General features: G+C 62.4%; 24 protein-coding genes. 19 read left to right on the top strand and 5 right to left on the bottom strand.

Going from position 1 to position 25,101, the window contains the following annotated elements; all coding sequences use genetic code 11:
• Nucleotides 1–51: 51 nt before the first annotated feature.
• The gene (locus KCX70_RS10090) at nt 52–1,677 is read left to right on the top strand and encodes a methyl-accepting chemotaxis protein (RefSeq protein WP_212620077.1); all 1,626 of its coding nucleotides are present in this window, start codon (nt 52–54) and stop codon (nt 1,675–1,677) included.
• A gap of 198 nt (nt 1,678–1,875) precedes the next feature.
• A complete protein-coding gene (gene sstT / locus KCX70_RS10095) occupies nt 1,876–3,114 on the top strand; it encodes a serine/threonine transporter SstT (protein ID WP_212620078.1) in 1,239 nt (412 codons plus the stop codon).
• Nucleotides 3,115–3,258: 144 nt separating this feature from the next.
• On the opposite strand, the gene fabB is transcribed toward sstT, so the two are convergent.
• The gene (fabB, locus tag KCX70_RS10100; protein WP_021207859.1) at nt 3,259–4,476 is read right to left on the bottom strand and encodes a beta-ketoacyl-ACP synthase I; all 1,218 of its coding nucleotides are present in this window, start codon (nt 4,474–4,476) and stop codon (nt 3,259–3,261) included.
• A gap of 11 nt (nt 4,477–4,487) precedes the next feature.
• The gene (gene fabA, locus KCX70_RS10105; RefSeq protein ID WP_021207858.1) at nt 4,488–5,003 is read right to left on the bottom strand and encodes a 3-hydroxyacyl-[acyl-carrier-protein] dehydratase FabA; all 516 of its coding nucleotides are present in this window, start codon (nt 5,001–5,003) and stop codon (nt 4,488–4,490) included.
• A gap of 424 nt (nt 5,004–5,427) precedes the next feature.
• On the opposite strand from fabA, the gene KCX70_RS10110 reads away from it, so the two are divergent.
• From KCX70_RS10110 to KCX70_RS10145, 8 genes are all read left to right on the top strand, one after another.
• Nucleotides 5,428–6,450, top strand: coding sequence for an NAD(P)H-dependent glycerol-3-phosphate dehydrogenase (locus KCX70_RS10110; RefSeq protein ID WP_021207857.1), 1,023 nt, complete (start codon nt 5,428–5,430; stop codon nt 6,448–6,450).
• 21 nt (nt 6,451–6,471) lie between these two features.
• On the top strand, nt 6,472–6,810 hold the full coding sequence (locus KCX70_RS10115) for a DUF4389 domain-containing protein (protein WP_212620079.1): 339 nt from the start codon (nt 6,472–6,474) through the stop codon (nt 6,808–6,810).
• Nucleotides 6,807–7,265, top strand: a complete 459-nt coding sequence (gene sixA / locus KCX70_RS10120; RefSeq protein WP_021207855.1) for a phosphohistidine phosphatase SixA — start codon at nt 6,807–6,809, stop codon at nt 7,263–7,265. Before KCX70_RS10115 ends, sixA begins: the two co-directional genes overlap by 4 nt.
• A 62-nt stretch (nt 7,266–7,327) precedes the next feature.
• Nucleotides 7,328–7,783, top strand: a complete 456-nt coding sequence (locus KCX70_RS10125; RefSeq protein ID WP_212620080.1) for a hotdog fold thioesterase — start codon at nt 7,328–7,330, stop codon at nt 7,781–7,783.
• A 105-nt stretch (nt 7,784–7,888) separates the two neighbouring features.
• Nucleotides 7,889–8,695 carry an alpha/beta fold hydrolase gene (locus KCX70_RS10130; protein ID WP_212620081.1) on the top strand — a complete coding sequence of 269 codons (807 nt, stop codon included), beginning with the start codon at nt 7,889–7,891 and terminating at the stop codon, nt 8,693–8,695.
• The gene (locus tag KCX70_RS10135) at nt 8,692–9,549 is read left to right on the top strand and encodes an alpha/beta hydrolase (protein ID WP_212620082.1); all 858 of its coding nucleotides are present in this window, start codon (nt 8,692–8,694) and stop codon (nt 9,547–9,549) included. Before KCX70_RS10130 ends, KCX70_RS10135 begins: the two co-directional genes overlap by 4 nt.
• A gap of 103 nt (nt 9,550–9,652) precedes the next feature.
• Nucleotides 9,653–10,519 carry a DUF4892 domain-containing protein gene (locus KCX70_RS10140; protein ID WP_212620083.1) on the top strand — a complete coding sequence of 289 codons (867 nt, stop codon included), beginning with the start codon at nt 9,653–9,655 and terminating at the stop codon, nt 10,517–10,519.
• Between the two features lie 74 nt (nt 10,520–10,593).
• Nucleotides 10,594–11,700, top strand: a complete 1,107-nt coding sequence (locus KCX70_RS10145; protein WP_212620084.1) for an AI-2E family transporter — start codon at nt 10,594–10,596, stop codon at nt 11,698–11,700.
• Nucleotides 11,701–11,709: 9 nt separating this feature from the next.
• Here KCX70_RS10145 and KCX70_RS10150 read toward each other — a convergent pair whose 3' ends face one another.
• Nucleotides 11,710–12,696, bottom strand: a complete 987-nt coding sequence (locus KCX70_RS10150; RefSeq protein WP_212620085.1) for a patatin-like phospholipase family protein — start codon at nt 12,694–12,696, stop codon at nt 11,710–11,712.
• A gap of 208 nt (nt 12,697–12,904) precedes the next feature.
• Here KCX70_RS10150 and selD point away from each other — a divergent pair, with 208 nt between their 5' ends.
• The 8 genes from selD to KCX70_RS10190 all read left to right on the top strand — a co-directional run bounded on the left by selD (nt 12,905) and on the right by KCX70_RS10190 (nt 21,018).
• On the top strand, nt 12,905–13,939 hold the full coding sequence (selD, locus tag KCX70_RS10155; RefSeq protein WP_212620086.1) for a selenide, water dikinase SelD: 1,035 nt from the start codon (nt 12,905–12,907) through the stop codon (nt 13,937–13,939).
• Entirely contained in the window at nt 13,939–15,054 is a 1,116-nt protein-coding gene (gene mnmH / locus KCX70_RS10160) for a tRNA 2-selenouridine(34) synthase MnmH (RefSeq protein WP_212620087.1), read from the top strand. Before selD ends, mnmH begins: the two co-directional genes overlap by 1 nt.
• 11 nt (nt 15,055–15,065) lie before the next feature.
• On the top strand, nt 15,066–15,344 hold the full coding sequence (locus KCX70_RS10165; RefSeq protein ID WP_102850783.1) for a hypothetical protein: 279 nt from the start codon (nt 15,066–15,068) through the stop codon (nt 15,342–15,344).
• Between the two features lie 84 nt (nt 15,345–15,428).
• On the top strand, nt 15,429–16,031 hold the full coding sequence (locus KCX70_RS10170) for a flavin reductase family protein (protein WP_212620088.1): 603 nt from the start codon (nt 15,429–15,431) through the stop codon (nt 16,029–16,031).
• 168 nt (nt 16,032–16,199) lie between these two features.
• Entirely contained in the window at nt 16,200–17,117 is a 918-nt protein-coding gene (locus tag KCX70_RS10175) for an AAA family ATPase (protein ID WP_212620089.1), read from the top strand.
• A gap of 27 nt (nt 17,118–17,144) precedes the next feature.
• The gene (locus KCX70_RS10180; protein WP_212620090.1) at nt 17,145–18,107 is read left to right on the top strand and encodes a DUF58 domain-containing protein; all 963 of its coding nucleotides are present in this window, start codon (nt 17,145–17,147) and stop codon (nt 18,105–18,107) included.
• A complete protein-coding gene (locus KCX70_RS10185) occupies nt 18,104–20,122 on the top strand; it encodes a transglutaminase TgpA family protein (RefSeq protein ID WP_212620091.1) in 2,019 nt (672 codons plus the stop codon). Before KCX70_RS10180 ends, KCX70_RS10185 begins: the two co-directional genes overlap by 4 nt.
• A gap of 98 nt (nt 20,123–20,220) precedes the next feature.
• Complete coding sequence (locus KCX70_RS10190) at nt 20,221–21,018, top strand: acyl-CoA thioesterase (protein ID WP_212620092.1); 798 nt, start codon at nt 20,221–20,223, stop codon at nt 21,016–21,018.
• 101 nt (nt 21,019–21,119) lie between these two features.
• Here KCX70_RS10190 and KCX70_RS10195 read toward each other — a convergent pair whose 3' ends face one another.
• Nucleotides 21,120–22,592 carry a methyl-accepting chemotaxis protein gene (locus KCX70_RS10195; protein ID WP_021207840.1) on the bottom strand — a complete coding sequence of 491 codons (1,473 nt, stop codon included), beginning with the start codon at nt 22,590–22,592 and terminating at the stop codon, nt 21,120–21,122.
• 95 nt (nt 22,593–22,687) lie between these two features.
• Entirely contained in the window at nt 22,688–23,509 is an 822-nt protein-coding gene (locus KCX70_RS10200) for a TatD family hydrolase (RefSeq protein WP_212620093.1), read from the bottom strand.
• Between the two features lie 178 nt (nt 23,510–23,687).
• On the opposite strand from KCX70_RS10200, the gene KCX70_RS10205 reads away from it, so the two are divergent.
• Nucleotides 23,688–25,097, top strand: a complete 1,410-nt coding sequence (locus KCX70_RS10205; RefSeq protein ID WP_212620094.1) for a transglycosylase SLT domain-containing protein — start codon at nt 23,688–23,690, stop codon at nt 25,095–25,097.
• Nucleotides 25,098–25,101: the final 4 nt, after the last annotated feature.

Genomic DNA, 25,101 nt, shown 5'->3' on the forward strand with positions numbered 1-25,101 from the left:
TTAGGCTGTCAACGCTGATCAATACAGCGCTTCTATGGAGTGCAAGACCCTATGTCGATTCGACGTTTGAATATTTCGAGCCGCTCTGCGGCTGGCTTCGGCCTGATTGGCCTCATGGTTCTGGCCCTTGGCTTGTTCGCCCTGAAACAAATGGCGGAGATGCGCAAGGAATCGAATGAAGTTGACCAGAACTGGCTTCCGAGCATTGTGAGCTTGAGCAGCCTTAACGCCGGCATGCAGCGCACCCGCGCGCTGACGATGCGCATGGTCATGCTGAATAGCGATGAGGCGCGTTCCGCAACGGCCCAGATGCTTGGCAAGCTAATCGATGACGTGAACCAGGCCAAGGCCGAATACGAAAAGCTGCTGACCACGGCAGATGAGAAAGCGGCCTATGAGCGATTCAAAACGACTCACGCGCTGTACATGGTCGAGCAGCGCAAGGTCGTTGAATTGGCCACTCAGGGCGCTCGGGAAAAAGCCATGGACGTCATGAATGGCAGCATCAGCCAGCATGCTGACGGCATGACCAAGGCGCTGCTCGATCTTCAGCGCATCAACGGCGAGGAGGCAGGGCATGCGGCGGATCGCGCGCGTGCTGCGTACGAAACCGCATTCAGTTGGGTGGTCGTCACCATCATCATGGCGGCCTTGGTGACTGTAACGCTGGCTGTCCTGTTTACCAGGAGCATCGTTCGGCCTTTGAATCAGGCGCTCCAGGTGGCCGAGGCAGTAGCTGCAGGTGATCTCACCCGAGACGTCGCCATCGAAGGGAACGATGAGCCGGCACGTCTGCTCGTTGCACTCAAGGCGATGCAGACCAATCTGCGCAATACCGTCCAGGGCATTTCCGATTCGTCCAACCAGCTGGCTTCGGCGGCCGAAGAACTCAACACCGTCACCGAGGATTCAACCCGCGGCTTGCATGAGCAGAACCACGAAATCGAGCAGGCAGCCACAGCGGTGAATGAAATGACCGCGGCCGTGGATGAAGTCGCCCGCAATGCGGTGGCGACGTCCGAGGCCTCGCGTGAGTCGGATGTTACGGCGCAGCAAGGCCGTCAGCAGGTGATCAGGACGGTCGAATCGATAGACCTGCTGGCAGGTGACGTGACCACCACTGCCACTCAGGTCGAGCAGCTGGCCGGTCAGGTGCGGGACATCAGCAAGGTGCTGGACGTGATTCGCTCGATTGCCGAACAGACCAACCTGCTGGCGCTGAACGCGGCCATCGAGGCGGCACGTGCAGGCGAGGCGGGCCGTGGTTTTGCTGTGGTAGCCGATGAAGTGAGAGCGCTGGCACATCGCACCCAGCAATCCACGCAGGAGATCGAGCAGATGATCGGCGACGTACATCAGGGCACCGATCGGGCAGTGCAGGCCATGCAAGCCAGCAACCAGCGCGCGCGTAGCACCTTGGACGTCGCCCGTGCGGCCGGCGAGGCGCTCGATGACATAACCCGGGCGATCAGTCAGATCAGCGAGCGTAACCTTGTGATCGCCAGTGCGTCGGAGGAACAGGCCCAGGTAGCACGTGAAGTCGACCGTAACCTGATCAACATCCGGGACCTGTCGTTGCAATCCTCGGCCGGTGCCAATCAGACCAGCGCGGCCAGCCAGGAGCTGGCGCGACTAGCGATCAGCCTGAACGAACTGGTGGCGCGCTTTCGCATCTGAACGAGAGCCGCAACGCATGCCCGGTTGTTCCGGGGGATGCCATGGGGCCTGCCGTAACGTATGCGGCCCCCGTTTGTTCGGCGCTGGGCATAACGGGCCGATATGCGTACCATCCGGCGTTTTTAGTCGGCCCTCGCCGTGACGCTCATCAGCGCCAGGCGTTGCGCCCGGTCCAGCCTCTTACGCCGAGACTCCGCAATGTCCAACCTCTCAAACCGCCTTTTCAGAGCCTATAGCCGTGTCAGTTTGGTGACTCAGATCGCTATCGGCTTGGTCGCCGGTTGCCTGCTGGCATGGTTGTCCCCGCAAACCGCTAACTCGGTCAGCCTGTTGGGCGATCTGTTCGTCGCGGGCTTGAAAGCCGTTGCCCCGGTACTGGTCTTCGTGCTGGTCACCGCGTCGCTAGCCAACCACAAGCGCGGGCAGCCGACGCACATCCGTCCGATCCTGGGGCTTTATGCGCTGGGCACCCTGAGCGCCGCCGTGGTGGCTGTCATCGCCAGTACGCTATTCCCAACGCACCTTACATTGATCAGCCAGGCCAACGACGTCGTGCCACCGTCCGGGGTAGGCGCCGTTCTGCATACCCTGCTGTTCAACATCGTCGACAACCCGGTGCATGCGGTTATCGAAGGCAACTTCATCGGCATATTGGCTTGGGCCATAGGCCTCGGAATCGCGTTTCGCCATGCCCGTGAAAGTACCCGCGACCTGATCGCGGATATCTCTGAAGGGGTCACGCTGATCGTCAAAGTGGTCATTCGCTTCGCGCCGCTGGGTATCTTCGGTCTGGTTGCCGGCACGCTCGCCACGTCCGGCTTTTCGACGTTGGCCGGCTATCTCCAGTTGCTGCTGGTGCTGGTGGGCAGCATGGTCTTCATGGCACTTGTAGTGAATCCGCTGATCGTGTTCTGGCAGATTCGCAAAAACCCTTATCCGCTGGTTTTCACCTGCCTGCGGGAAAGCGGTATCACCGCATTCTTCACTCGCAGCTCGGCGGCGAACATCCCGGTCAACATGCAGCTTTGCGAGCGTCTCGGCCTGCATAAGGACACCTACTCAGTGTCGATTCCCCTGGGTGCGACCATCAACATGGGCGGGGCGGCGATCACCATCACGGTGCTGACCCTGGCGGCCGTCCATACGTTGGGTATCGACGTCGACATGCCCACTGCCATCCTGCTCAGCCTGCTCGCCGCCATCTGCGCCTGCGGTGCCTCTGGCGTGGCCGGCGGCTCGCTGTTGTTGATTCCGCTGGCGTGCAGCCTGTTCGGCATTTCCAATGACTTGGCCATGCAGGTGGTAGCGGTCGGCTTCATCATCGGTGTGGTGCAGGATTCGACAGAGACTGCGCTGAATTCGTCCACCGACGCGCTGTTCACGGCGGCGTCCTGTATTGCGCATGGCGATGTAGCGGAAGAGGGCGTGGGCGTCTAATCAAACCCGCCCTCCGGGTGTGCCGCGGGCTAGAGGATGGGGCTCGCTCGGTAGCCTAGGCGGTGATGCGGTCCGCGATGAGGTGGTCGAAGACACAAAAAGCAACGGCGCCCTGGGGCGCCGTTGCTTCATCAGGCTTGTTGATCAGCCTTTCCAGCGCTTGAGAACCAGCGTGGCGTTGGTCCCGCCGAAGCCGAAGCTGTTGCTCATGATGGTGTCGATCTTGGCATTTTCGCGGGTCTCGCGAACGATCGGCATGTCGGCGACTTCCGGATCCAGCTCTTCGATGTTGGCCGAGCCAGCGATGAAGTTGCCCTGCATCATCAGCATGCAGTAGATCGCCTCATGCACGCCCGCGGCACCCAGCGAGTGGCCGGACAGGCTCTTGGTCGAGCTGATGGCCGGGATCTTGTCGCCGAACATGTTGCGCACGGCCTTGCTCTCGGCAACGTCACCCACCGGCGTGGAAGTGCCATGGGTGTTGAGGTAGTCGATCTCGCCGTCTACCGTCGCCATCGCCTGTTGCATGCAGCGCAGTGCACCTTCGCCGCTCGGCGCTACCATGTCGTAGCCGTCCGACGTCGCGCCATAGCCGACGATTTCGGCGTAGATCTTGGCGCCGCGCTTGAGCGCATGCTCCAGCTCTTCGACAACCACCATGCCGCCACCGCCCGCGATGACGAAACCGTCACGCTTGGCGTCGTAGGCGCGGGAAGCCTTTTCCGGCGTGTCGTTGTACTGGCTGGACAGGGCGCCCATGGCATCGAACAGGCAGCTCTGGCTCCAATGCTCCTCTTCGCCACCGCCGGCGAAAATCACATCCTGCTTGCCCATCTGGATCTGCTCCATGGCATGGCCGATGCAATGCGCGCTAGTGGCGCAGGCCGAGGCGATGGAATAGTTGATGCCTTTGATGCGGAACGGGGTGGCCAGACAGGCCGATACCGTGCTGCTCATGGTGCGTGGTACGCGATATGGGCCAATGCGCTTGACGCCCTTCTCGCGAAGGATGTCGATGGCTTCCATCTGGTTGATGGTCGACGCGCCACCGGAGCCGGCGATCAGGCCGATACGCGGATTGGATATTTCGTCAGCGCTCAGACCTGAATCTTCCAGCGCCTGTTGCATGGCCAGATAGGCGTAGGCCGCCGCATCACCCATGAAGCGCAGGACCTTGCGGTCGATCAGCTCTTCGAGGTTCAGGTCGACGGAACCCGAAACCTGGCTGCGCAGACCCATGTCCGCATAGGCCTGGTTGAAGCGTATGCCAGGACGGGTGGCACGCAGGTTGGCGGAGACGGTGTCTTTGTCATTGCCGAGGCAGGAAACGATACCCAGGCCGGTGATCACGACGCGACGCATGCGGAAGTCCTTCAAAAGCTATCGGTAGAGGTAAACAGGCCGACACGCAAACCTTCGGCACTGTAGATCTCGCGCCCATCCACGCTGACGGTGCCATCGGCGATGCCGAGGATCAGCGAGCGATTGATGGTGCGTTTGATATGGATGTTGTAGGTGACCTTCTTGGCGGTTGGCAGAACCTGGCCAAAGAACTTCACTTCGCCGGAGCCCAGGGCGCGGCCCCGGCCTGGATTGCCTTGCCAGCCGAGATAGAAGCCTACCAGCTGCCACATTGCATCGAGGCCCAGGCAGCCGGGCATGACCGGGTCACCTTCGAAATGACAGGCAAAAAACCAGAGATCAGGATTGATGTCCAGCTCGGCGACCAATTCGCCCTTGCCGTACTTGCCGCCTACTTCGCTGATATGAACGATGCGATCGACCATCAGCATGTTGGGCGCGGGCAGTTGCGCATTACCGGGACCGAACAGCTCGCCGCGGCTGCAACGGAGCAGATCTTCCCGAGTAAAGGCCTGTTGTTTGGTCATGCGTATTCCTCAATGGTCCCTTTATGGAGGGCTTGCTGCTTTTCATCTGACTCGTAAATCGAGAGTCTGATCACAAAGACTAGTCATAGACTGCCACCCTGAGCTGAAAGTCACAGCGCAAGGAGATGGATACCGCTCGTTTCGACCGACTACGAGAAGACCATGGCAGAAACGGGCCGATACTTTAACACTCCTCACCTGCTACAACGACCATGTGACGTCCTGTCCCTTATAGACCATCGAGGGATGTCTCGCGAAGACGAGCCTCAAACCGGGCCGGGCAGAGAGATTCTTTCAGCCAGCAAGGGTCGCAGGAAGCTGTAACCTTATGATTCCATTGGCCAGAGGGTTGGCGCTGGCTGTGCCGGAAGCGCTACGCAATAATGCAGAACACTGCCACCGAGTGGCTTGAAGCGGATACACCATGATTGAACAGCAACCCATAGCGGTGCTTGGCGGCGGTAGTTTCGGCACCGCTATCGCGAATCTGCTGGCCGAGAACGGCCACGACGTCCGCCTCTGGATGCGTGACAGCGAGCAAGCCGAGAACATTCGCACCCATCGCCAGAACCCGCGTTATCTCAAAGGCGTGACGGTGCTTCCCAAAGTCGATCCGGTGACCGATCTGGGGCAGACGCTAACGGATTGCGAGCTGGTATTCGTCGCGCTGCCGTCCAGTGCCCTGCGCCAGGCGCTGTCACCATTCGCCGCTCAGCTGGCGGGCAAGATGCTGGTCAGTACGACCAAGGGCATCGAGGCGCAGAGCTTCATGCTGATGAGCCAGATTCTCGAGCAGATCGCACCACATGCCCGCATCGGCGTGATCTCGGGGCCGAACCTGGCACGAGAAGTGGCCGAGCATGCGTTGACCGCGACCGTGGTCGCCAGCAATGACGAGACACTGTGCCGCAGCGTACAGCAGGCGCTGCATGGGCGTACCTTTCGCGTCTACGCCAGTGCCGATCGTTTCGGCGTGGAGCTCGGCGGCGCCTTGAAAAACGTCTACGCGATCATGGCCGGTATGGCCGCGGCACTTGGCATGGGCGAAAACACGCGCAGCATGCTGATCACCCGGGCGCTTGCCGAGATGACCCGCTTCGCCGTCAGGTTGGGGGCGAACCCGATGACCTTCCTGGGGTTGGCCGGGGTCGGCGATCTGATCGTGACCTGCACCTCCTCGAAAAGCCGCAACTTTCAGGTGGGATACGCCCTTGGCGAGGGCTTGAGTCTCGATCAGGCCGTGTCTCGCCTGGGAGAGGTAGCCGAAGGTGTCAACACCATCAAGGTACTCAAGGCCAAGGCGGAGGAGTTGCAGGTCTACATGCCGCTGGTCGCTGGGCTGCATGCCATTCTGTTCGAGGGGCGTACGCTGGAACAGGTGATTGCGCTGCTGATGCGCGGCGAACCGAAGACCGATGTGGATTTCATTTCCACCGACGGCTTCTGACAAACCACAGGGGATACATCGATGAGCACACCACAACACGGTGCCGATCGCGAATCACTGATCTTGCGCGCCATCTGGATGCTGGTTTTCTTTTTCGTCTGGCAGATAGCCGAGGTGGTACTGCTGATAGTCGTGGTCGCGCAGCTGGTCCTGCATGCCATAAGTGGCAAGGGGAGCGACAGCCTGCAGGGGCTGGGTGACAGCCTCAGCCAGTACGTCGCGCAGATCGGCCGCTTCGGCACATTCAATACCGATCGCAAGCCCTGGCCGATGTCCGACTGGCCTACGCCACGCCCGGCCGATCGCGAGACGCCGCCACCGGTGGCACCCGTCACGCCTGCCCAGGAGTCGCAACCATGAGGTTATGGCTGTTGCGCCATGGCCAGGCCGAACCCAAGGCTCGTACCGACGCGCAGCGCAATTTGACGGACGTTGGGCGCCGGGAAGTGGAGGGCGCCGCCGCGCCGCTACAGGACCAATCGCTACAGGTGATCCTGGTCAGCCCCTATCAACGGGCCCAGCAAACCGCCGAGATCGTTCGCCAGACGCTCGGCTTCACAGGGCCGGTGGAGACCGTTCCCTGGCTGACGCCCGACGCCGACCCGGCCGACGCGATGCTTTATCTGGACCGACGTACCGAGCAGCGCCTGTTGCTCGTGACCCATCAGCCCCTCGTCGGTGCGCTGGGCGGCTGGCTGGTCAGCGGTCATCGTGACGCACCGCTGCCCATGGCGACCGCCAGTCTGGCCGAGCTCGAGGGCGAGCACCTGGCAGCCGGTTTGATGCACCTCGTCGGGCTTCGGCATCCCTCATAAGCCGCACGGCCCACCGCTTTTCGTTTCCATAAGAATAAATACGAACCACTGGAGCACGTCCCTTGAGCATTTGGCACACCCCACCGCAAATCGAGCAGCTCAACGCGCATCGCCAGCACACCATTTTGGAATTGCTCGATATTCGCTTTGAAGCGGTCGGCGACGATTCACTGACCGCGAGCATGGTGGTCGATTCCCGCACTCATCAGCCGTATGGCTTGCTACATGGCGGCGCTTCGGTGGTGCTTGCCGAGACGGTCGGCTCCACGGCCAGTTACCAATGCATCGACCCGAGCCGTTTCTACTGCGTGGGGCTGGAAGTGAACGCCAACCACATTCGTGCCTTGCGCGATGGTCGTGTGACGGCGACCTGTAGGCCGGTTCACCTGGGGCGTTCCAGCCATGTGTGGGACATACGCCTGAGCGGGGAGGACGGCAAGCTCAGCTGCATTTCTCGCTTGACCGTGGCGGTCATGCCCGTCGGCGAGAACAGTCCGCGGCGTAAAGAGGCGCCGTAGGCGCGTTGTTTGGCAGGACTGCCTTGGGTTCTGCCGCGCAGACCGATTGCCGTAAAGGGAAGGCGGCCAGACAATGACTGCCTTTTCCTGAATCGTCTAGAGTTCATGACGCAGCGCATTTTTTTCGCCCATGCCAACGGTTTTCCTTCGGCAACCTATCGCAAGCTTTTCCAGGCACTGGGGCTGGAATACGAAGTCAGCCATCTCGATCGGCACGGACACGATCCGCGGTTTCCGGTCGACGATAACTGGCAGAACCTGGTGCAGGAGCTGATCGAGCAGCTGGAGACATTCAACGAGCCGATCTGGGGCGTCGGGCACTCGCTGGGGGGCATGCTTCACTATCACGCTGCCCTGCAGCGGCCAGCGCTTTACCGAGGTGTCGTCATGCTCGATTCGCCCATGACCACCTGGTTCGATCAGACGCTGATCTGGGCGGCGAAGCGCTTCGGCTTCATTGACCGCCTTACGCCTGCCGGGCGCACGCTGGGGCGTCGCGAGCAGTTCAGCTGTACGGACGAAGCACGCCGATACTTTGCCAGCAAAGCGTTGTTTCGCTCGTTCGATCCCGAATGCCTGGAAGCCTATATCGAGCACGGGCTCGAGCCGACGGCGCAGGGCTTGCGCCTGCGTTTCGACCCCGAAACCGAGATTCGCATCTACCGCAGTGTGCCGCATACAACGCCTGGCTGGCCGCATGCGCTGGAGATGCCGCTGGCCGTGGTGCGAGGTCGCCAGAGCCGGGTGGTATTGCCGCATCATGCGTATCTACTGCGGCTGGTGACTCACGGTGAGTCGCACACCCTGCCCGGTGGGCATATGTTTCCGCTTGAACAGCCTCACGCCACGGCCCAGCTGCTCAAACAGCTATTCGGTCGCTGGAGCGAGCTGCATCGAAGAGGTGCCGCATGAGCGTCGCGTTCGAAGAGGTCCGTTTGAGCCTGCCGCACATCGAAGTCGCGGCGCATCTGTACGGGCCTGAAGATGGTCGTCCGGTCATCGCGCTGCACGGTTGGCTGGACAACGCCGCTACCTTCTCCCGTCTGGCACCGTTGCTCGAAGGCGTGCGCATCGTCGCGCTGGATCTGCCGGGGCACGGTCATTCGGATCACCGGCCGGCCGGCGCGGCATACAACATCTGGGACTATGCGCACGATGTTTTGCAGACCGCCGAGCAGTTCGGCTGGAAGCGTTTCTCCCTGCTCGGTCATTCGATGGGGGCCATCGTCTCGGTACTGCTCGCTGGGGCCATGCCCGAGCGTGTCGAGCGGCTGGCATTGATCGATGGCGTAATCCCTTATACCGGCGAGGCCGATACCGCGCCGCACAAGCTCGGCGAATTCCTGGAGGCCCTGCTCACGGTGGATGGCAAACGCAAGCCGGTCTACGCCCGCTTCGAGCAGGCCGTGGAGGCGCGCATGAAGGGTGTCGGCGCTGTCTCCCGCGAGGCGGCGGAGCGGCTCGCCCAGCGCGGGTTGATGCCGGTGCCGGGTGGCTATACCTGGCGCACCGATGCTCGCCTGATGTTGCCGTCACCGATGCGCTTGAGCCGTGCGCATGCACTGGCATTCGTGCACCGGGTGGCTTGCCCGGCAAGCCTGATCTTGGCGGAGCAGGGCCTGCTCGCGCAGCAGTCGATGCGCGAGCTGTGCGAGGCCTTGCCATTCCAACTGCACCGGTTGCCCGGTGGCCACCATCTGCATCTGGATGATCAGGCCGGCGCGGAGGCGGTGGCGGCCGTTTTCAAACCGTACTTCGCCACCTGAGGTCAGTAATCGCGCGGTCGCGCAAGAATCTGTCGCAAAGCGCCGCTTGACTTGCTTTTGCCAACTGATGAGGCTGGGCCATCACTTCAGCAGGAAGACATCGATGATCCACCACCGTGCCACCACCGTGCTAAACGGTAGATTTGCACAGCCGGCACGGGGCGCTGTGCTCGGGGTCCGTTTCGTCGCGCTGGCATTGCTCGCTAGTGTCGCCAATGCTGCCGATTTGCCGGGTAGCCGGGATTTGGAGTCACTTCCGAGATACCCGCAGGCGCAGATCGTGGGTTTCAAGGAGGAGCGGGTCCCTGAGCGGATCTATCCGCTCGACTCGATCCGCCGCATCAGCGGTCGTTTACGCATGAGCAGCCAGATCAGTTCGGGCGGTCAGCTCACGGCCATCACCTATCGGCTGCCGGAGGTGCACACCGGTATCGACGCTTTCGAGCAGGCGCGTAATCGGTTGATGAAAGACGGCGCCGAGATGCTCTTCTGGTGCGAAGGACGCGAGTGCGGCTCCAGCAGCCTGTGGGCCAACGAAGTATTCCAGCGTTCGACCTTGTATGGCCCCGATGCGGGACAGGCCTATCTGCTGGCGCGATTGCCGGGTGACTCTGACCGGCTCGTAGCGCTCTACGGCATCACGCGTGGCAATGGACGCCCTTATCTGCAGGCGGAGCAGTTCACGCCTGACGAGGCGTTGGGCGTCATCCTGCCGAACCCCGCCACTCTTTTGCGTCAATTGAAGTTCACCGGCGCGCTTGATCTGCCTCGCTTGCCGCAGGTTCCGACGGCGGAGTGGGGCGCCTTGCTGGCGAATGTGCTGCGGCTCGACAGTACCATCCGGGTGCTGTTGAAAGGCAAAGGGGTGGCGGCCTGGCATGAAGCGTTGACGCAGGAACGCATCAAGGCGCGACGGCTGGAGGCCGAGACCTCCGAGGACGATGGTCTGCGCATCGAGTTGTTGCGCTGACGGCGCGTTTCAGACTGCAATAGAGCACTCGCGCCTGGTTCACGGGCGCCGCGAGTTCCTTCATAGGTATCCCAATGCTGAACAATGATCGTCTGCTGGTGCAGATTCTGCTCCTGGTGCTGCTCGGTGCCTGCGTGTGGGTGCTGGCTCCGTTTGCTTCCGCGCTGTTCTGGGCCGCGGTGCTGGCGTTCGCCAGCTGGCCGGTCATGCGGGTGCTGACGCGTTGGCTGAAGGGCAACTCCACCCTTGCGGCAACCCTGCTGACCTTTGGCTGGATGGTCCTGGTGGCGGTCCCCCTGGTCTGGCTGGGGTTCAACATCGCCGACCAGATTCGAGAGGTCAACGTGCTGGCCCACAACCTGCAGGTCCAGGGGCTGCCGGCGCCTCCCGAATGGCTGGGCCAGGTGCCCCTGGTAGGCGATCGCCTTCTGGCGCTATGGGACACCCTGAACGAGCAAGGCACGGCCTTCTTCGCCACCATCCGCCCCTACGTAGGCCAGGTCGGCAACTGGCTGCTGGTCCGTAGTGCACGGATCGGCGGCGGCATGCTGGAGTTGGCGCTCAGCCTGGTACTGGTGTTTTTTTTCTATCGAGATGGGCCGAAGCTGGCGGCATTCGTCCACAGCCTGTTGCATCGATTGATCGGTGATCGTGCCGATCATTACCTCGAATTGGTAGCCGGCACGGTTCAGCGAGTGGTCAACGGGGTGATCGGCACCGCCGCTGCCCAGGCGCTCCTGGCCTATGTGGGCTTCAGCATCGCCGGTGTTCCGGGCGCGCTGATCCTCGGCTTGCTGACCTTCGCCTTCAGTTTCCTGATGGTCCCCCCGTTGATCTGGGGGCCGGCGGTCGCCTGGCTGGCCTGGCAAGGGCAGTACGGGATGGCGATATTCCTCGGCGTATGGGGAATGTTCATCATCAGCGGGGTGGACAACGTGCTCAAGCCTTACCTGATCAGCCGCGGCGGCAACCTGCCGTTGGTCGTGGTGCTGCTGGGTGTGTTCGGCGGAGTGCTGGCGTTCGGCTTCATGGGGCTGTTCCTCGGGCCGACGCTGCTGGCTGTCGCTTACAGTCTGCTGGGCGACTGGTTGATCAAGGAAGTGCCGCACGCGGCGAACCCGGAACGAGCACTGGGTGCGCCGCTCGAGCCGGTAGGCCCGACCGACGAGGGAGGGCGTTGACCGCAACGGTTACGCCTGTTCTTCCTCGTACTTGTCGAGTGCATCGCTGGCGATGATCTGCCCCAGCTTGATCAATTCAGGCGCCTTGTAGAACTCGTAGAACCGGCAGGCACGTTTGGGAATGTTGATCAGCACGTTGGGCGGATAGCCGGCAATCTTGTATTGGGTCAGCGAAGACTGCATCACTTCGAAGCTCTGGTTGATCAATTCCAGGAGCGACGCCGGGCCGCCGACGTCTACCACCATCGACCCCTCCGCCGATTTCGGCGCGCTTTGCCCAGTGGGAGCGGCAGGCGGCTGCTGCTGGTCGGGCGCGCTGTCGTTCTGAAGCTCGGCGATATGCTCGTCCAGGCCCTTGCTGCGCCAGAACGGGATATGCGAGCTGATCGAGCTGACCATCGCGTCGAAGCGGCCGGGGCGGATGATCTCGGGCAGCGGGTATTGCCGATGATTGTTAGCGTTGAGGTTCACCGCGATGATGATGTCGCTGTGACTTGAGACGACCGGGACGATCGGCAGCGGATTGAGAATCCCGCCGTCGACCAGCATTCGGTTGCCCTGCATGACCGGTGTGAACAGGCTGGGAATAGCCGCCGACGCGCGCATCGCCAGTTCCAGGTTGCCTTCCTGAAACCAGATTTCCTGCTGGTTGGTGAGGTCGGCCGCGACCGCTGTGAAGGGGATTGGCAGATCCTCGATGTTGACCGAGCCGAGCATGTCCCGGATGCGCCCGAAAATCTTCTCGCCGCGAATCGCGCCGAGGCTGAAACTCGGATCGACCAGTCGCAGCATGTCGAAGTAGTCCAGACTCTCGATCCAGTCCCGGTATTCGCCCAGCTTGCCCGCGGCATAGATGCCGCCGACCACTGCGCCCATCGAACAGCCGGCGATGCAGTTGATCTCGTAACCCCGGGTGGTGAGCTCCTCGATGACCCCGATGTGCGCGTAGCCACGCGCGCCACCCGATCCCAATACCAGTGCAACCTTGTTGCCCATGTGATTCTCCCTGTTGGCAAGGGTGATAGCTTCCAGCCTCGGACGCGGAGCATCAAGCCCCGTCGTCAGCTAATTCGAGCGCCGCCGAACGCCGATACTTCTCCCGGCCTGTAGCATCGTTACCTGCCGATCGGAGCAACCGGGAATACCGCGAGCCTTCTTGCTACAATCGGCGCCCGTTTTGCCAGCGTCATGAGAGCCCTTTCAGATGAGCGAACCCATCCGCCTCACCCAATACAGTCATGGTGCCGGCTGCGGCTGCAAAATTTCGCCGAAGGTGCTGGACGTGATCCTTGCCGGTAGCGGCGCGCAAAATCTCGACCCGCGCCTGTGGGTCGGCAATGCCTCGCGAGACGATGCCGCCGTCTACGGTATCGATAACGAGCGCGGCGTGGTTTCGACCACCGACTTCTTCATGCCCATCGTCGACGATCCATTCGATTTCGGACGGATCGCCGCCACCAATGCCATCAGCGACATCTACGCCATGGGCGGCGACCCGCTGATGGCCATCGCGATCCTCGGCTGGCCAGTCAATGTGCTGCCGCCGGAAGTCGCCCGCGAAGTGATTGCAGGCGGACGCGCGGTTTGCGATGCGGCAGGAATTCCGCTGGCTGGCGGGCATTCGATCGATGCCCCCGAGCCGATCTTCGGCCTGGCGGTGACCGGCCTGGTGAACAAATCTCAGATGAAGCGCAACGATACGGCGACAGTGGGATGCAGGCTTTATCTGACCAAGCCGCTGGGCATCGGCATCCTCACCACCGCCGAGAAGAAGGCTAAGCTTCGGGCTGAGGATGTCGGTCGCGCTCGCGACTGGATGTGCACGTTGAACACCCCCGGCAGCCGCTTCGGCAAGCTTGCTGGGGTTCGCGCCATGACCGATGTCACCGGTTTCGGCCTGCTCGGGCATCTGGTCGAAATGGCTGACGGCAGCGGCGTGACCGCGCGCCTCGACTACGCCCGCGTGCCGCGTCTCGAGGGCGTCGAATATTACCTGGAGCAGGGCTGCGTTCCCGGCGGCACCGGACGCAACTTCGACAGCTATGGCGAGCGTATCGCCACCCTCGACGAGGCGCACAAGCAGTTGCTCTGCGATCCGCAAACCAGTGGCGGCTTGCTGGTGGCGGTTGCACCGGAAGGCGAGGCGGAGTTTCTCGCGGTCGCGTCCGAACTCGGCCTGGACCTCGAGCCAATCGGCGAGCTGACCGAAGCCGGCGCCTTTGCCGTCGAGGTGCATTGATGCGCCGCGATACCGATAACTACCGCGAGCTGTTCCTCAACGATGTGCCGATGATGGATGCGCGGGCACCGGTTGAGTTCGCCAAGGGTGCTTTCCCGGGTGTGGTCAATCTGCCGCTGATGAACGATGTCGAACGGCAGAAGGTCGGCACCTGCTACAAACAGCACGGTCAACAGGCCGCCATCGAGCTTGGCCATCGGCTGGTCAGCGGCCAGCTCAAGGCTGAGCGCATCCAGGCCTGGGCCGACTTCGCGCGCAACCACCCACAGGGTTATATCTACTGCTTCCGCGGTGGGTTGCGGTCGCAACTGGTCCAGCAATGGCTGAAGACCGAGGCGGGGATCGACTATCCGCGCGTGACCGGTGGTTACAAGGCGATGCGCCATTTCCTGCTGGAAACCATCGAACATGCGGCTGCTCGTGATGATTTCGTGTTGGTCGGCGGCATGACCGGCACCGGGAAAACCGAGGTGCTGGCGCGCCTGGACGACAGTGTCGATCTGGAAGGCATCGCCAATCACCGCGGTTCGAGCTTCGGTAAACGTGCCACACCGCAACCGGTGCAGATCGACTTCGAGAACGCACTGGCGATTCGTTTGCTGAAAATGCAGCACGCCGGTGCCAGCCAATTCGTCCTCGAAGACGAAGCGCGGCTGGTGGGGCGCTGCTCGATCCCATTGCCATTGTTCCAGGGCATGCAGCGTTATCCGCTGGTGTGGCTGGAGGACAGTCTTGAAAGTCGAGTCGAGCGCATCCTCAAGGACTATGTGACCGATCTGTGCGCCGAATTCGTCGCCGAGCAGGGCGAAGGTGGCTTTTCGGCATTCGCCGAGCGTTTACAGCAAAGTCTGGTCAATATCAGCAAGCGGCTCGGCGGTGAAGCCTACAAGCGTCTGGCTGCGATCATGGATCAGGCGCTCGCTGAACAGGCCAGTAGCGGGGCGGTTGATCTGCACCGCGGTTGGATAGAGGCGTTGCTGGTGCAGTATTACGATCCGATGTACGCCTATCAACGCGAGAGCAAAGCCTCCCGTATCGAGTTCGCGGGCGAGCAGGACGCGGTGGTCGAGTACCTGCGTGAGCGAGCTGCAGGATTGAGCAAGGCCCAACAATGAGGGATGTATCGATGAAAAATCTGATCTGTTTGTCCGTGCTGGCGCTGGCAATGACCGGCTGCGCGGCGAAAACCGCTTATCGTGACAGTTGCGCATCGCAGCTGAACGCGGCCTGGGAAGAGCAAAGCCTGGCGGAGGCAGAGGGCTTCGCCGGCACGGTGAGCTATTCCAAAGCCATGGCGCTGTTGACCGGCGCGAAAACCCAACAGCAGTTCGAGGCTTACCAGGGCTGCGTCAAAAAAGCCAAGAAAGCGCGCTTCTATCTACGCGAGTCCCGCGCAGGGCGCTGATCACTCTCTCCAGGTGGCATCTCACCGGTGCCACCGCCTTATCGCCTGGGCCTGATAGGCCGAGCAGTTCAGCAGGATTTCTTCATGCAGCTCGACTTTTCCGCACTGACGCCGGCCGAGCGCTATCGCTGGCTCACCTCGACCGTTACCCCTCGCCCGATTGCCTGGGTGTCGACCCGCTCCCGTGAGGGTATCAGCAATCTCGCGCCTTTCAGTTTCTTCCAGGTGATCAGCAGCGACCCGCCGACACTGCTGATTAACGTCGGCCTGAAGGACGGCATGCCGAAGGATACCGCGCGCAATGCACAGGATACCGGCGAGCTGGTGGTGCAACTGGTCGGTGCCGAGCAGGCCGAGGCGATGAACGCGTCTGCCGCCGCGTTACCCCACGGCATCAGCGAATTCGAGCACTGCGGCATCGGCAGCGAACCAGCCCAGCTGGTGAATGTGCCCCGGGTATGCGCCGCGCCGATTGCCTTCGAGTGTCGAGTCGCGCAAATCCTGCCGTATCCGGCAGAGTCACCCAACTGCCAGCTGATTTTCGCCGAAGTGCTGCTGGCGCATGTCGATGACAAGGTGCTCGATGAGCGCGGTCGCATCGATCCGGCCCGCCTCGATCTGGTCGGGCGACTCGGCGGTATCAGTTATATCTACACGCGCCAGCGTTTCGAGATGATCCGGCCGTAGAGGCGTTCAGTCGATCTTCGGCTGAAGCGGTCGAATATGACGGTCCATCCTCGTCGGGGCCAGAACTGAGCAAGCGCCGGGTCACAACTTCGTCAACAAAGATTTCCGCCGGCTTTGCCTGCGCGCATCGGGTCAGTAGCATCCTGGGACGAACCGAAGGAGAGTGGCATGCGCGCTAGATTGGATGTCTGTCTACGGGCGGTGAACGATGTGCTGCTCGGCAAGCAATCACAGGTGCGATTGGCCATGGCCTGCCTGCTGGCGAGAGGGCACCTGCTTATCGAGGACCTGCCCGGCATGGGCAAGACCACCCTCAGCCATGCGCTCGCCAGGGTGATGGGGCTGGAATTCCAGCGGATCCAGTTCACCTCAGACCTTCTGCCGGGCGATATTCTCGGCACCTCGGTGTTCGATAAGGACAGCGGCCAGTTCGCTTTCCATCCAGGGCCCATCTTCGCCGAGCTGATTCTGGCGGACGAGATCAACCGGGCCACCCCAAAAAGCCAAAGCGCCCTGCTCGAAGCCATGGAAGAAGGGCAGGTGACGATTGAGGGCGCCACACGGCCGCTGCCCGATCCCTTTTTCGTCGTCGCCACGCAGAACCCGGTCAGTTCTGGCGGTACGTTCTCCTTGCCCGAATCGCAACTGGACCGCTTCCTCATGCGCCTATCGCTGGGTTATCCCGCGAAAGCCGCCGAAAAGGCCCTGTTGCTGGGCGATCCCCGTCGCGATCTGCTGGTGCGGCTGGAGCCATTGCTCGACCGGGATACGCTGGTTGATATTCAGGATGCGGTGGCGCAGGTTCGGGTCAGCGATGCACTGGTCGATTATGTGCTGCGATTGGTCGAGGCGACCCGCACACAGCCGCAGTTCGCCTGGGGACTGTCGCCGCGTGGCAGCCTGGCAATGCTGGCAGCGGCGCGCGCCTGGGCGTTTCTCGATGGCCGCGATTACGTCATCCCCGAAGACGTCCAGGCGGTGTTGCCTTCGGTGGCTGGCCATCGTCTGCGCGAGCGTGCCGATGCAACGGGTCACGGGGGTGGCGCACTGGTGCAATGGCTGTTGCGCGAAGTGCCAGCGCTCTGATTCGCAAGACCTGCCGAGAGGATCAGCATGCGACTGTTGCCACGGATACGTGAGCGTTGGTTGTTGAAGCGTATCCCGCCGGGGCCGAGTATGCGGCTCGACCAGCGGCGGATATTCATCATGCCGACGCCGGTGGGCATGACCTTTCTGGCGGCCTTGTTGCTGATGCTGGTTGCGGCAATCAACTACCAGAACAGCCTCGCTTATGCCCTGACGTTTCTGCTCGGCTCGGTTTATCTGGTCGCGATCCTGCATACCTGGCGCAACCTTGCCGGCTTGACTCTGCAGGCTGGTAGCTCGCAGGCGGTCTTCCTCGGAGAGCAGGCGCGGATGCAGGTGCGACTGGAGAGCCGTGGACGCCTCTATCAGGCCGTCGCACTGGGCTGGCCGAAAAGCGGCCTGCAGCTGGTCGACGTGCCGGCAGGCGGAACCTGCGAGGTCGAACTGAGCCTGCCGACCGAACACCGAGGCTGGTTACGGCCGGGCCGTCTGCGCGTCGAGAGCCGCTTTCCGCTCGGGATTCTGGTGGCCTGGAGCTGGGTGGACCTGCAACTGGCGGCCCTGGTCTATCCAAGGCCAGTTGAGGGTGAGTTGTTGCCAGCCAGTGGGGCAGCTGAAGAGGAGCGCGAGGGCAGCTGCGTGGCGGGGCCTAGCATCGATGATTATCAGGGGTTGAAGGCTTGGCAACCGGGAGACTCGCGGCGACGCCTCAATTGGAAAGCCTATTCCCGCGGGCAGGGCCTACTGGTCAAGGACTTCACCGCTCTGCTTGGGCAGGAACCGCTGCTCGACCTGGACGCACTCGACGGTGACATCGAGGCGCGACTGTCCGTGCTGTGCCATTGGGTCGTCGAACTGTCAGCGCGTCAGCAGCCCTTCGTCTTGCAGATCGGCGGGACAGTCATAGGTCCGGATGCCGGGGTCGATCACCGCAATCGCTGTCTGCGTGAGTTGGCGGTGTTCGCCTTGGATCGGGATGACGGTCGATGAGCGCTCAGCAGACGATTCCGCGCAACAGCCTGGTCTGGCTGCTCGTCGCGCAGGTAGCGGTGATCCTGCCGCACCTGGGGCATCTGCCGCTTTGGGTCATCGGCCTCTGGCTGGCTTGCGCCAGCTGGCGCGTGCAGATTTTCCGCATGCGCGCCCGCTATCCGCGAAGCTGGCTGAAAGTCCTGATGATGATTGGCGTCGGCGGCGGCGTGTACCTGTCACGCGGTAGCCTGATCGGTCTCGATGCCGGCGTCGTGCTGCTAATTGCCGCGTTCATTCTGAAACTGGTGGAGATGCGCAGCCGGCGTGACGCCTGGGTGCTGATCTTCCTCGGTTTCTTTGCCGTGGCCACGAGCTACCTGTTCAACGACAGCCTGCTGGCCGGCGTGTACAGCCTGTTGCCTGTCGCTCTTTTACTGGCCGCCATGATTGGTCTGCAGCAAAGCAGCACCGATACCCACCCCTGGCCGACGCTGCGTCTGGCCGGCTCGCTGCTGCTGCAGGCCGTGCCGTTGATGCTCGTTCTTTTCGTACTGTTTCCACGCATGGGGCCGCTCTGGTCGTTGCCGCAGCCCCGTGATCGCGGGGTCACGGGCCTTTCCGACAGTATGTCACCGGGCGATATCGCGCAGTTGAGCCGGTCCGCCGCATTGGCGTTCAGGGCCAGCTTCGAAGGCCCCATCCCCGAAAGAAACCAGCTCTACTGGCGGGCCGTCACGTTCGAGCGTTTCGATGGTCGGCGCTGGTCGCAATCGCTCGCTGCACAGGTCCCAGGCGCGCCGGACTGGACGCCCGGAGGCAGCGCGGTGAGCTATTCGGTGGTCATGCAGCCCAGCGGGCGTCCGTGGTTGTACGTGCTGGATGTGGCTCAGGTCGCTGCTGTAAACGTGCGGCTGATGCCCGACTTCCATTTGCAGCGCCCGCGCCCCATCGATCAGGCGTTGATGTATCAGGCCACCTCATGGCCCGACTCGCTTCGCGAACCTGCAGCCAGCGCTGCCACGCTGGAGCGTGCCCTGCAGTTGCCGGCACAAGGCAATCCGCGCAGTCGTGCCTGGGCTGCACGGTTGCGCCGCGATCACCCGGACCCGGCGGCCCTGGTGCAGGCACTTTTGCAGCATTTCAATCAACAGCCGTATCGATACACGCTGCAGCCTTCATCGGTCGGGGCCGATATCGTCGATGGCTTTTTGTTCGATACGTTGAACGGCTTCTGCATTCACTACGCCGGCGCGACGACGTTCATCTTGCGTGCCGCGGGTATTCCCGCCCGGGTTGTCGCGGGATATCAGGGCGGGGAGATCAATCCGACGGGCAACTACCTGTCAGTCCGCCAACTGGACGCTCACGCGTGGGTGGAGTACTGGAGCGCGGGGCGCGGCTGGATTTCGATCGACCCCACGTTCCAGGTCGCGCCGGAGCGCATCGAACGCGGCCTTGAAGACGCGCTTTCCGACGAGCAAACGCTGTTCGATGATTCTGCGCTGGCGCTGCGGCGCTATCGTGACATCGGCTGGCTGAACCAGCTGCGATTCGGCTGGGACAATCTCAACTACGGGTGGCAGCGATGGGTGCTCGGCTACCGGGGTGAGCGCCAGCTGGACGTACTGAAGCGGCTGTTCGGCGAACTCGACGCCGGCAGGCTCGGGTTGCTGAGCGTTGCCGCGGCCGCACTGCTGATGGCGATCCTGGCGTTGATGCTGCTTAAACCCTGGCGTCGCGAGCAGGATCCGCAGCTGCGTCTGTTCCAGAAGTTTGAACGTCTGCTCGCTCGACAGGGTATCGAGCGGCAGGCGGGCGAGGGCGCGCGGGATTTTGCCGAGCGTGCGGCGGTGTCGATACCGGCGGTTGCCGAACCGATTCGGGATTTTGCGCGGCTCTACGAGATGGCGCGTTATGCTGGCCAGCCTGTGGATAGACGCGACATGCACGCGTCGCTTGCCAGACTGCGCCGTCAGCTGCCATGGCGCTCCGGTACGCGCGGAAAACGGCAAACTCAGCCCGGCGATCGATAGCTGCGTGCGATGGTGGCCTATCACCAAAGCCCAGTTGCACGCCCGTGGCTGCATGTCAGCGATAAGATGGTCACCGATAAAAACGATCCGAGGTGGGCATGACCCTTTCCGAACTGATACGAGCCGTGCGTGACAATCCCGCGAACATCGTCGTGCCCGCTACCTGGGGCCAGGGCCGGGCGGGTTTCGGTGGTGTGGTGGCAGCGCTGGTCTACGAGGCCATGCAGGCGCAGGTGCCGGACGGCCGTCCGGTACGCTCTTTAGCCATCACTTTCGTTGGTCCACTGGTGGTCGACACGCCGGTCAGCTTCGAGGCTGAGGTGTTGCGCGAGGGCAAGGCGGTCAGCCAGATGCTCGGCCGTGCGGTGCAGGACGGCCAGGTGGTCACCATCGTCCAGGGCAGTTTCGGTGCGCCCCGCACGTCTGCGGTCCGGGTAGCCGCGGAGCCGGCTCCGCCGATGCCGCCCGTGGAGGATTGTCAGGAACTTTCTTATATCCCTGGCGTTGCGCCGGAGTTCACGCGCTATCTGGCGATGCGCTGGGGCGTCGGTGGGCTGCCGTTCAGCGGCAATACCTCACGCGAGATGGGCGGTTGGGTACGCTTGCGCGGGAAGGTCGAACGCGAGCCGGTGACCGTCTCGTACCTGCTGGCGCTGGTAGACGCCTGGCCGCCAGCAGTGCTGTCGCACCTGAAGGGTTTCGCCCCTGGCAGCTCACTGACCTGGACCATCGAATTCATCCAGCCCACACCGTCACTCGACACCCATGACTGGTGTCAGTACCGCGCGGTGATCGAGCACGCTCAGGACGGTTATGGCCATTGTGCCGCTGCACTCTGGACCCCGGCGGGCGAGCTAGTGGCGTTGAGTCGTCAGACGGTGACGGTATTCGGCTAAGCGAAGGGCCGATCAGCCTCGGCCTCGGTCGAAGGCAGTCGAGGCCCTTTAGTTGAAGAGCCGTCGGCACGAGACCTCGGTCTCGTGCCGGCAGTGGCGGTTCACAGTTTGAATTGCTGAATCGCTTTGCTCAGTTCTTTGGAGAGCGCTGCCAGCTCGGAGCTGGTGGCGGCAGACACCGCGGTCTGCTCAACGGTCTGTTCGGTGACGTCACGGATGCCAGTCACTGAACGATTCAGCTCTTCGGCTACACCACTCTGCTGCTCGGCAGCGTCCGCGATCTGGGTGTTGCTCTCGCGCATCTGCGCTACCGCGGCGGTGATCGCTTCCAGTGCCAATCCCGCCTCGCGGGCTTCGCTCACGCAGTCGTCGGCCTTCAGCGAACTCTCCTGCATGAACTCCACCGCGTCGCGTGTCATGCCTTGCAGCCCGGAAATCATCTGGGTGATCTCATCGGTCGACACCTGAACACGCTTGGCCAGATTGCGTACTTCGTCCGCTACTACGGCGAAGCCGCGGCCCATCTCGCCAGCCCGGGCCGCCTCGATCGCGGCGTTCAGCGCGAGCAGGTTGGTCTGCTCGGCAATGCTGTGAATGACGCTGACCACGCCGCTGATCTTCTGGCTGTCGGCGGCGAGCTGACCGATCGTCTCGGCTGTCTGCTGCACCCCTTGGGACAGGCTGGAAATGGATCGCTCGACCCGCGCCACGACGCTGTGACCGTCACCGGCGAGACGGTCGGCTTGCTGTGACTGGTCACGGGTTTCCCGCGCGTGGTCGGCGATGTGGTGCACGGTCGAGCTCATTTCGGTGATCGCCGTGGCGGCCTGATCGGTTTCACTCTTTTGCCCGAGCATGCCCTTGCGTACCTCGCCCATGCTCGAGGCCAGGCGGCTGGCGCCTTCATCGAGGCGTGATGCTGCTTGCGTTACAGTGCCGACGATGCGCTGGTAGCCGGCCTGCATGGCATTGAAAGCACCGGCCATTTGCCCCACCTCGTCACGGCTGTCCAGTGGCACGCGTACCGTGAGATCACCGCTGCGCTCGACATGCAGCATGACGTCCTTGAGCGTGTTGAGATGGCTGAGCAGGAATCGGATCATCACCTGCGAAGCCGCCAGCAGCGCCAGCATCAGGACTGCGACGGCCAACGCGTAGCTGAAAAAGTGCTGCGTCAGCAGTTGCCAGACGCTAGGCGTGCGGGCCACAACGGCAAGGTTCTCACCGCCAGCCCGCGTGATCCGCTGCGCGCCGATAACCGGTGTGGTGGCGAAGAAGCGATCGTGATCGATTGCGATCCAGCCCTGGCCGGGTGCGATATTTCGACCTTCGATGACTAGCCCCTGACCGGCAGGCGCCGTCAATAGATCGGGATGGCGGGGAAGCGCACTGCCTTGCGGCCAATCCTGCAGCACGCCGGCCAACTGCTGAGCGCTGGCTTGCGCATCCTCGCTGCGGGACCGTTGTTCCAGTTGCAGGGCAAACAACACCAGCAGCAACGTGGTAACGAAGGTCACCATGTTCAGTGCCCAGAACTTGTACTTCAGGGAAAGATCACGAATCCAGAGAACCATGAGTGCGCTTCTTATCGAGTAATTGGCGAAGACCGCTGCAGACCGGCTCGATGCCTTTCCGCTAATTCGTTTTAACGGCGGCAAACGGCTGGGCTTTAGGCCTGTTCTGAATGTTCCAGGGGGGAGATGCCGAAGAATCGCTGAGCGCATGCCGTGCTGGAGGCAGCCAGTTCGGCTTCGCTGACGCCGCGGTGGCGTGCAACCTCTCGCAGCACTTCCACCAGAAACGCCGGCTCGTTCTGGCCACCCTTAGGCTTTGGCCGCAGCGTGCGCGGAAGCAGGTAAGGGGCGTCGCTTTCGAGCATCAGGCGTGACGCCGGTATTTCACGAACAAGGGGATGCAGGTGCGTTCCCCGGCGTTCATCGCAGATCCAGCCGGTGATGCCAATGTGCAAGTCAAGATCGAGGTAAGCGTAGAGGGCGCGTTTCTCGCCGGTGAAGCAATGCACGACCGCTGCGCTGAGTCGATCCCGCAAGGGCCGGATGATCTCGACCAGACGCTGGTCCGCGTCACGTTCATGGAGGAACAAAGGCAGACCGGTCGCTATCGCCAGCTCCAGATGCTCCTCCAGCACGCGCTCCTGTTGTGGCCGCGGCGACAGGTCCCGGTTGAAGTCCAGGCCGCACTCACCAACCGCGCGCACCTCGGGCTCGGCGAGTAGCTGCTTGAGATGCGCAGCGCTGTCGCTCGTCCATTGGTCAGCGTCATGCGGATGGATCCCCGCCGTGCAGAACAGGCGTTGCCGGCGCTCGTCCAGCTCGCGGCAGAGGGTCAGCGCCGCTTCGCTCTCGGTGAGGCTGGTGCCAGTCAGCACCATCTGAGCGACGCCGGCAGCAAAGGCGCGGTCCACCACTGCACGCGGATCCCGAGCAAAGGTTGGATGGGTCAGGTTGACGCCGACGTCGACGAGCTGCATGGAAGTACCTCTGCTATGTTTCAAAAAGATATAACCTGTTTAATCAATAAGTTATATATCAAACCTAAAGCTGGATAGTAGCTCATGCTGGCGGCGGGGGTGCCGCTTGTGAGAATCTTCGCCACCCTGTGGCTGGATGGCCGCGTTGCGTGCTGTCCAATCGAGTCGATACGTTGTGATGATCCGGCTACTGTCACTGCTGTTATGTCTGTGGGTGCTGACACCCTTGCCGGTTGCCGCGCGTGTCATGGGCCCACCTGCCTGGCAGCCATCTGATAAGGTACGCGATCTGGCCGAGATTCGCCGTAGCGGTGTGCTGCGCGTGCTGGTCAACCAAAGCCGTAACAGCTCGGGGGAGATCAAGGGCGAGGCCATCGGCGTCGAGTATGTGCGGCTGCGTGCATTCGAGCAGTTTCTCAATCGCAGCTCGAAAGGGCCGCAGCTGACGCTGGAAATCATCCCGAAGGCCAAGGACCAGTTGCTCGGTGCGCTGCAAAGGGGCCAGGGGGACCTGGTGGCGCCCGGCGAGCTCATGAGCCAGCAACTCGCGGGGCGCACCAGCCGTAGCCGGGCCGTTGTCAACAGCGTCCCGCTGGTGCTCGTCAGCCGGCAAGGCGCCCGTCGCTATACGAACTATGAACAATTGTCCGGACGTAGTCTGGCCTTGCCGGCCGGCAGCGCGGCCGGGCCTGCGTTGGAGCAGATCAATCGGCAGCTGATGCAGGCCGGGCGAGCGCCGATCGTCGTCGAGTGGGTCGACCCGACCTTGGCGGTCGAAGACGTGCTGGAAATGGTCCAGGCGGGCATCTATCCGGCGACCGTCGTCGAGCAGACGATTGCCGAACGCTGGGCAAAGGTACTGCCCAAGCTGCGTATCGAAACCGGCCTCGTGCTCGGCAAGACCGCGGACATGCACTGGTACCTGCGAAAAGAGGCCAGCATGCTGCTCGCCAGCGTCGATCGCTTTCTTGCGAGCTACAGCGCGCCGGAGAACCAGGATGCGGCCTTCGTCCGGGTCTATCGGCGGCTCTATCGGGTGCAGTACCCGCTTGACCGCGTCGGGCGGCAGCGTCTGGAAAAGGTACGGCCGACGCTGCAGCGACACGCCCAGCAGGAGGAGATTGACTGGCTCAATCTGGCGGCGCTGGCATTCAAGGAATCGACGCTCAATCCGGCCGCTCGCGGTGCGTCCGGCGCGACCGGCTTGATGCAGGTGACGCGCGCCACTGCTCAGAGCATGGGCGTGAGCGATATCGGCAAGCTGGATAACAATGTGCTGGCGAGCGCGAAGTATCTGGCGAACCTTCGCCGTCGTTATTTCGCCAGTCCGCGGTTGAACGAACGCGAACGTATGGCGTTCGTCCTGGCTGCCTACAACTTGGGGCCGCAGCGGGTACAAAGCATGCGGGCCGAGGCCCGTCGTCGTGGCCTGAATCCGGATCAGTGGTTTTTTCAGGTCGAGCGCGTCGCCATGTCCACGGTCGGCATGGGCGTGGTCAGCTATGTCAACGCAGTCAACAAGTACTACCTGGCCTACACCCGGGAGCGCTATCTGCTGGAAGGTGAGTTGCAGAGCGCGGGTAACTGAGCGC

The organism is Stutzerimonas stutzeri, assembly GCF_018138085.1.
GTDB classification, from domain to species: Bacteria; Pseudomonadota; Gammaproteobacteria; order Pseudomonadales; family Pseudomonadaceae; genus Stutzerimonas; species Stutzerimonas stutzeri_AI.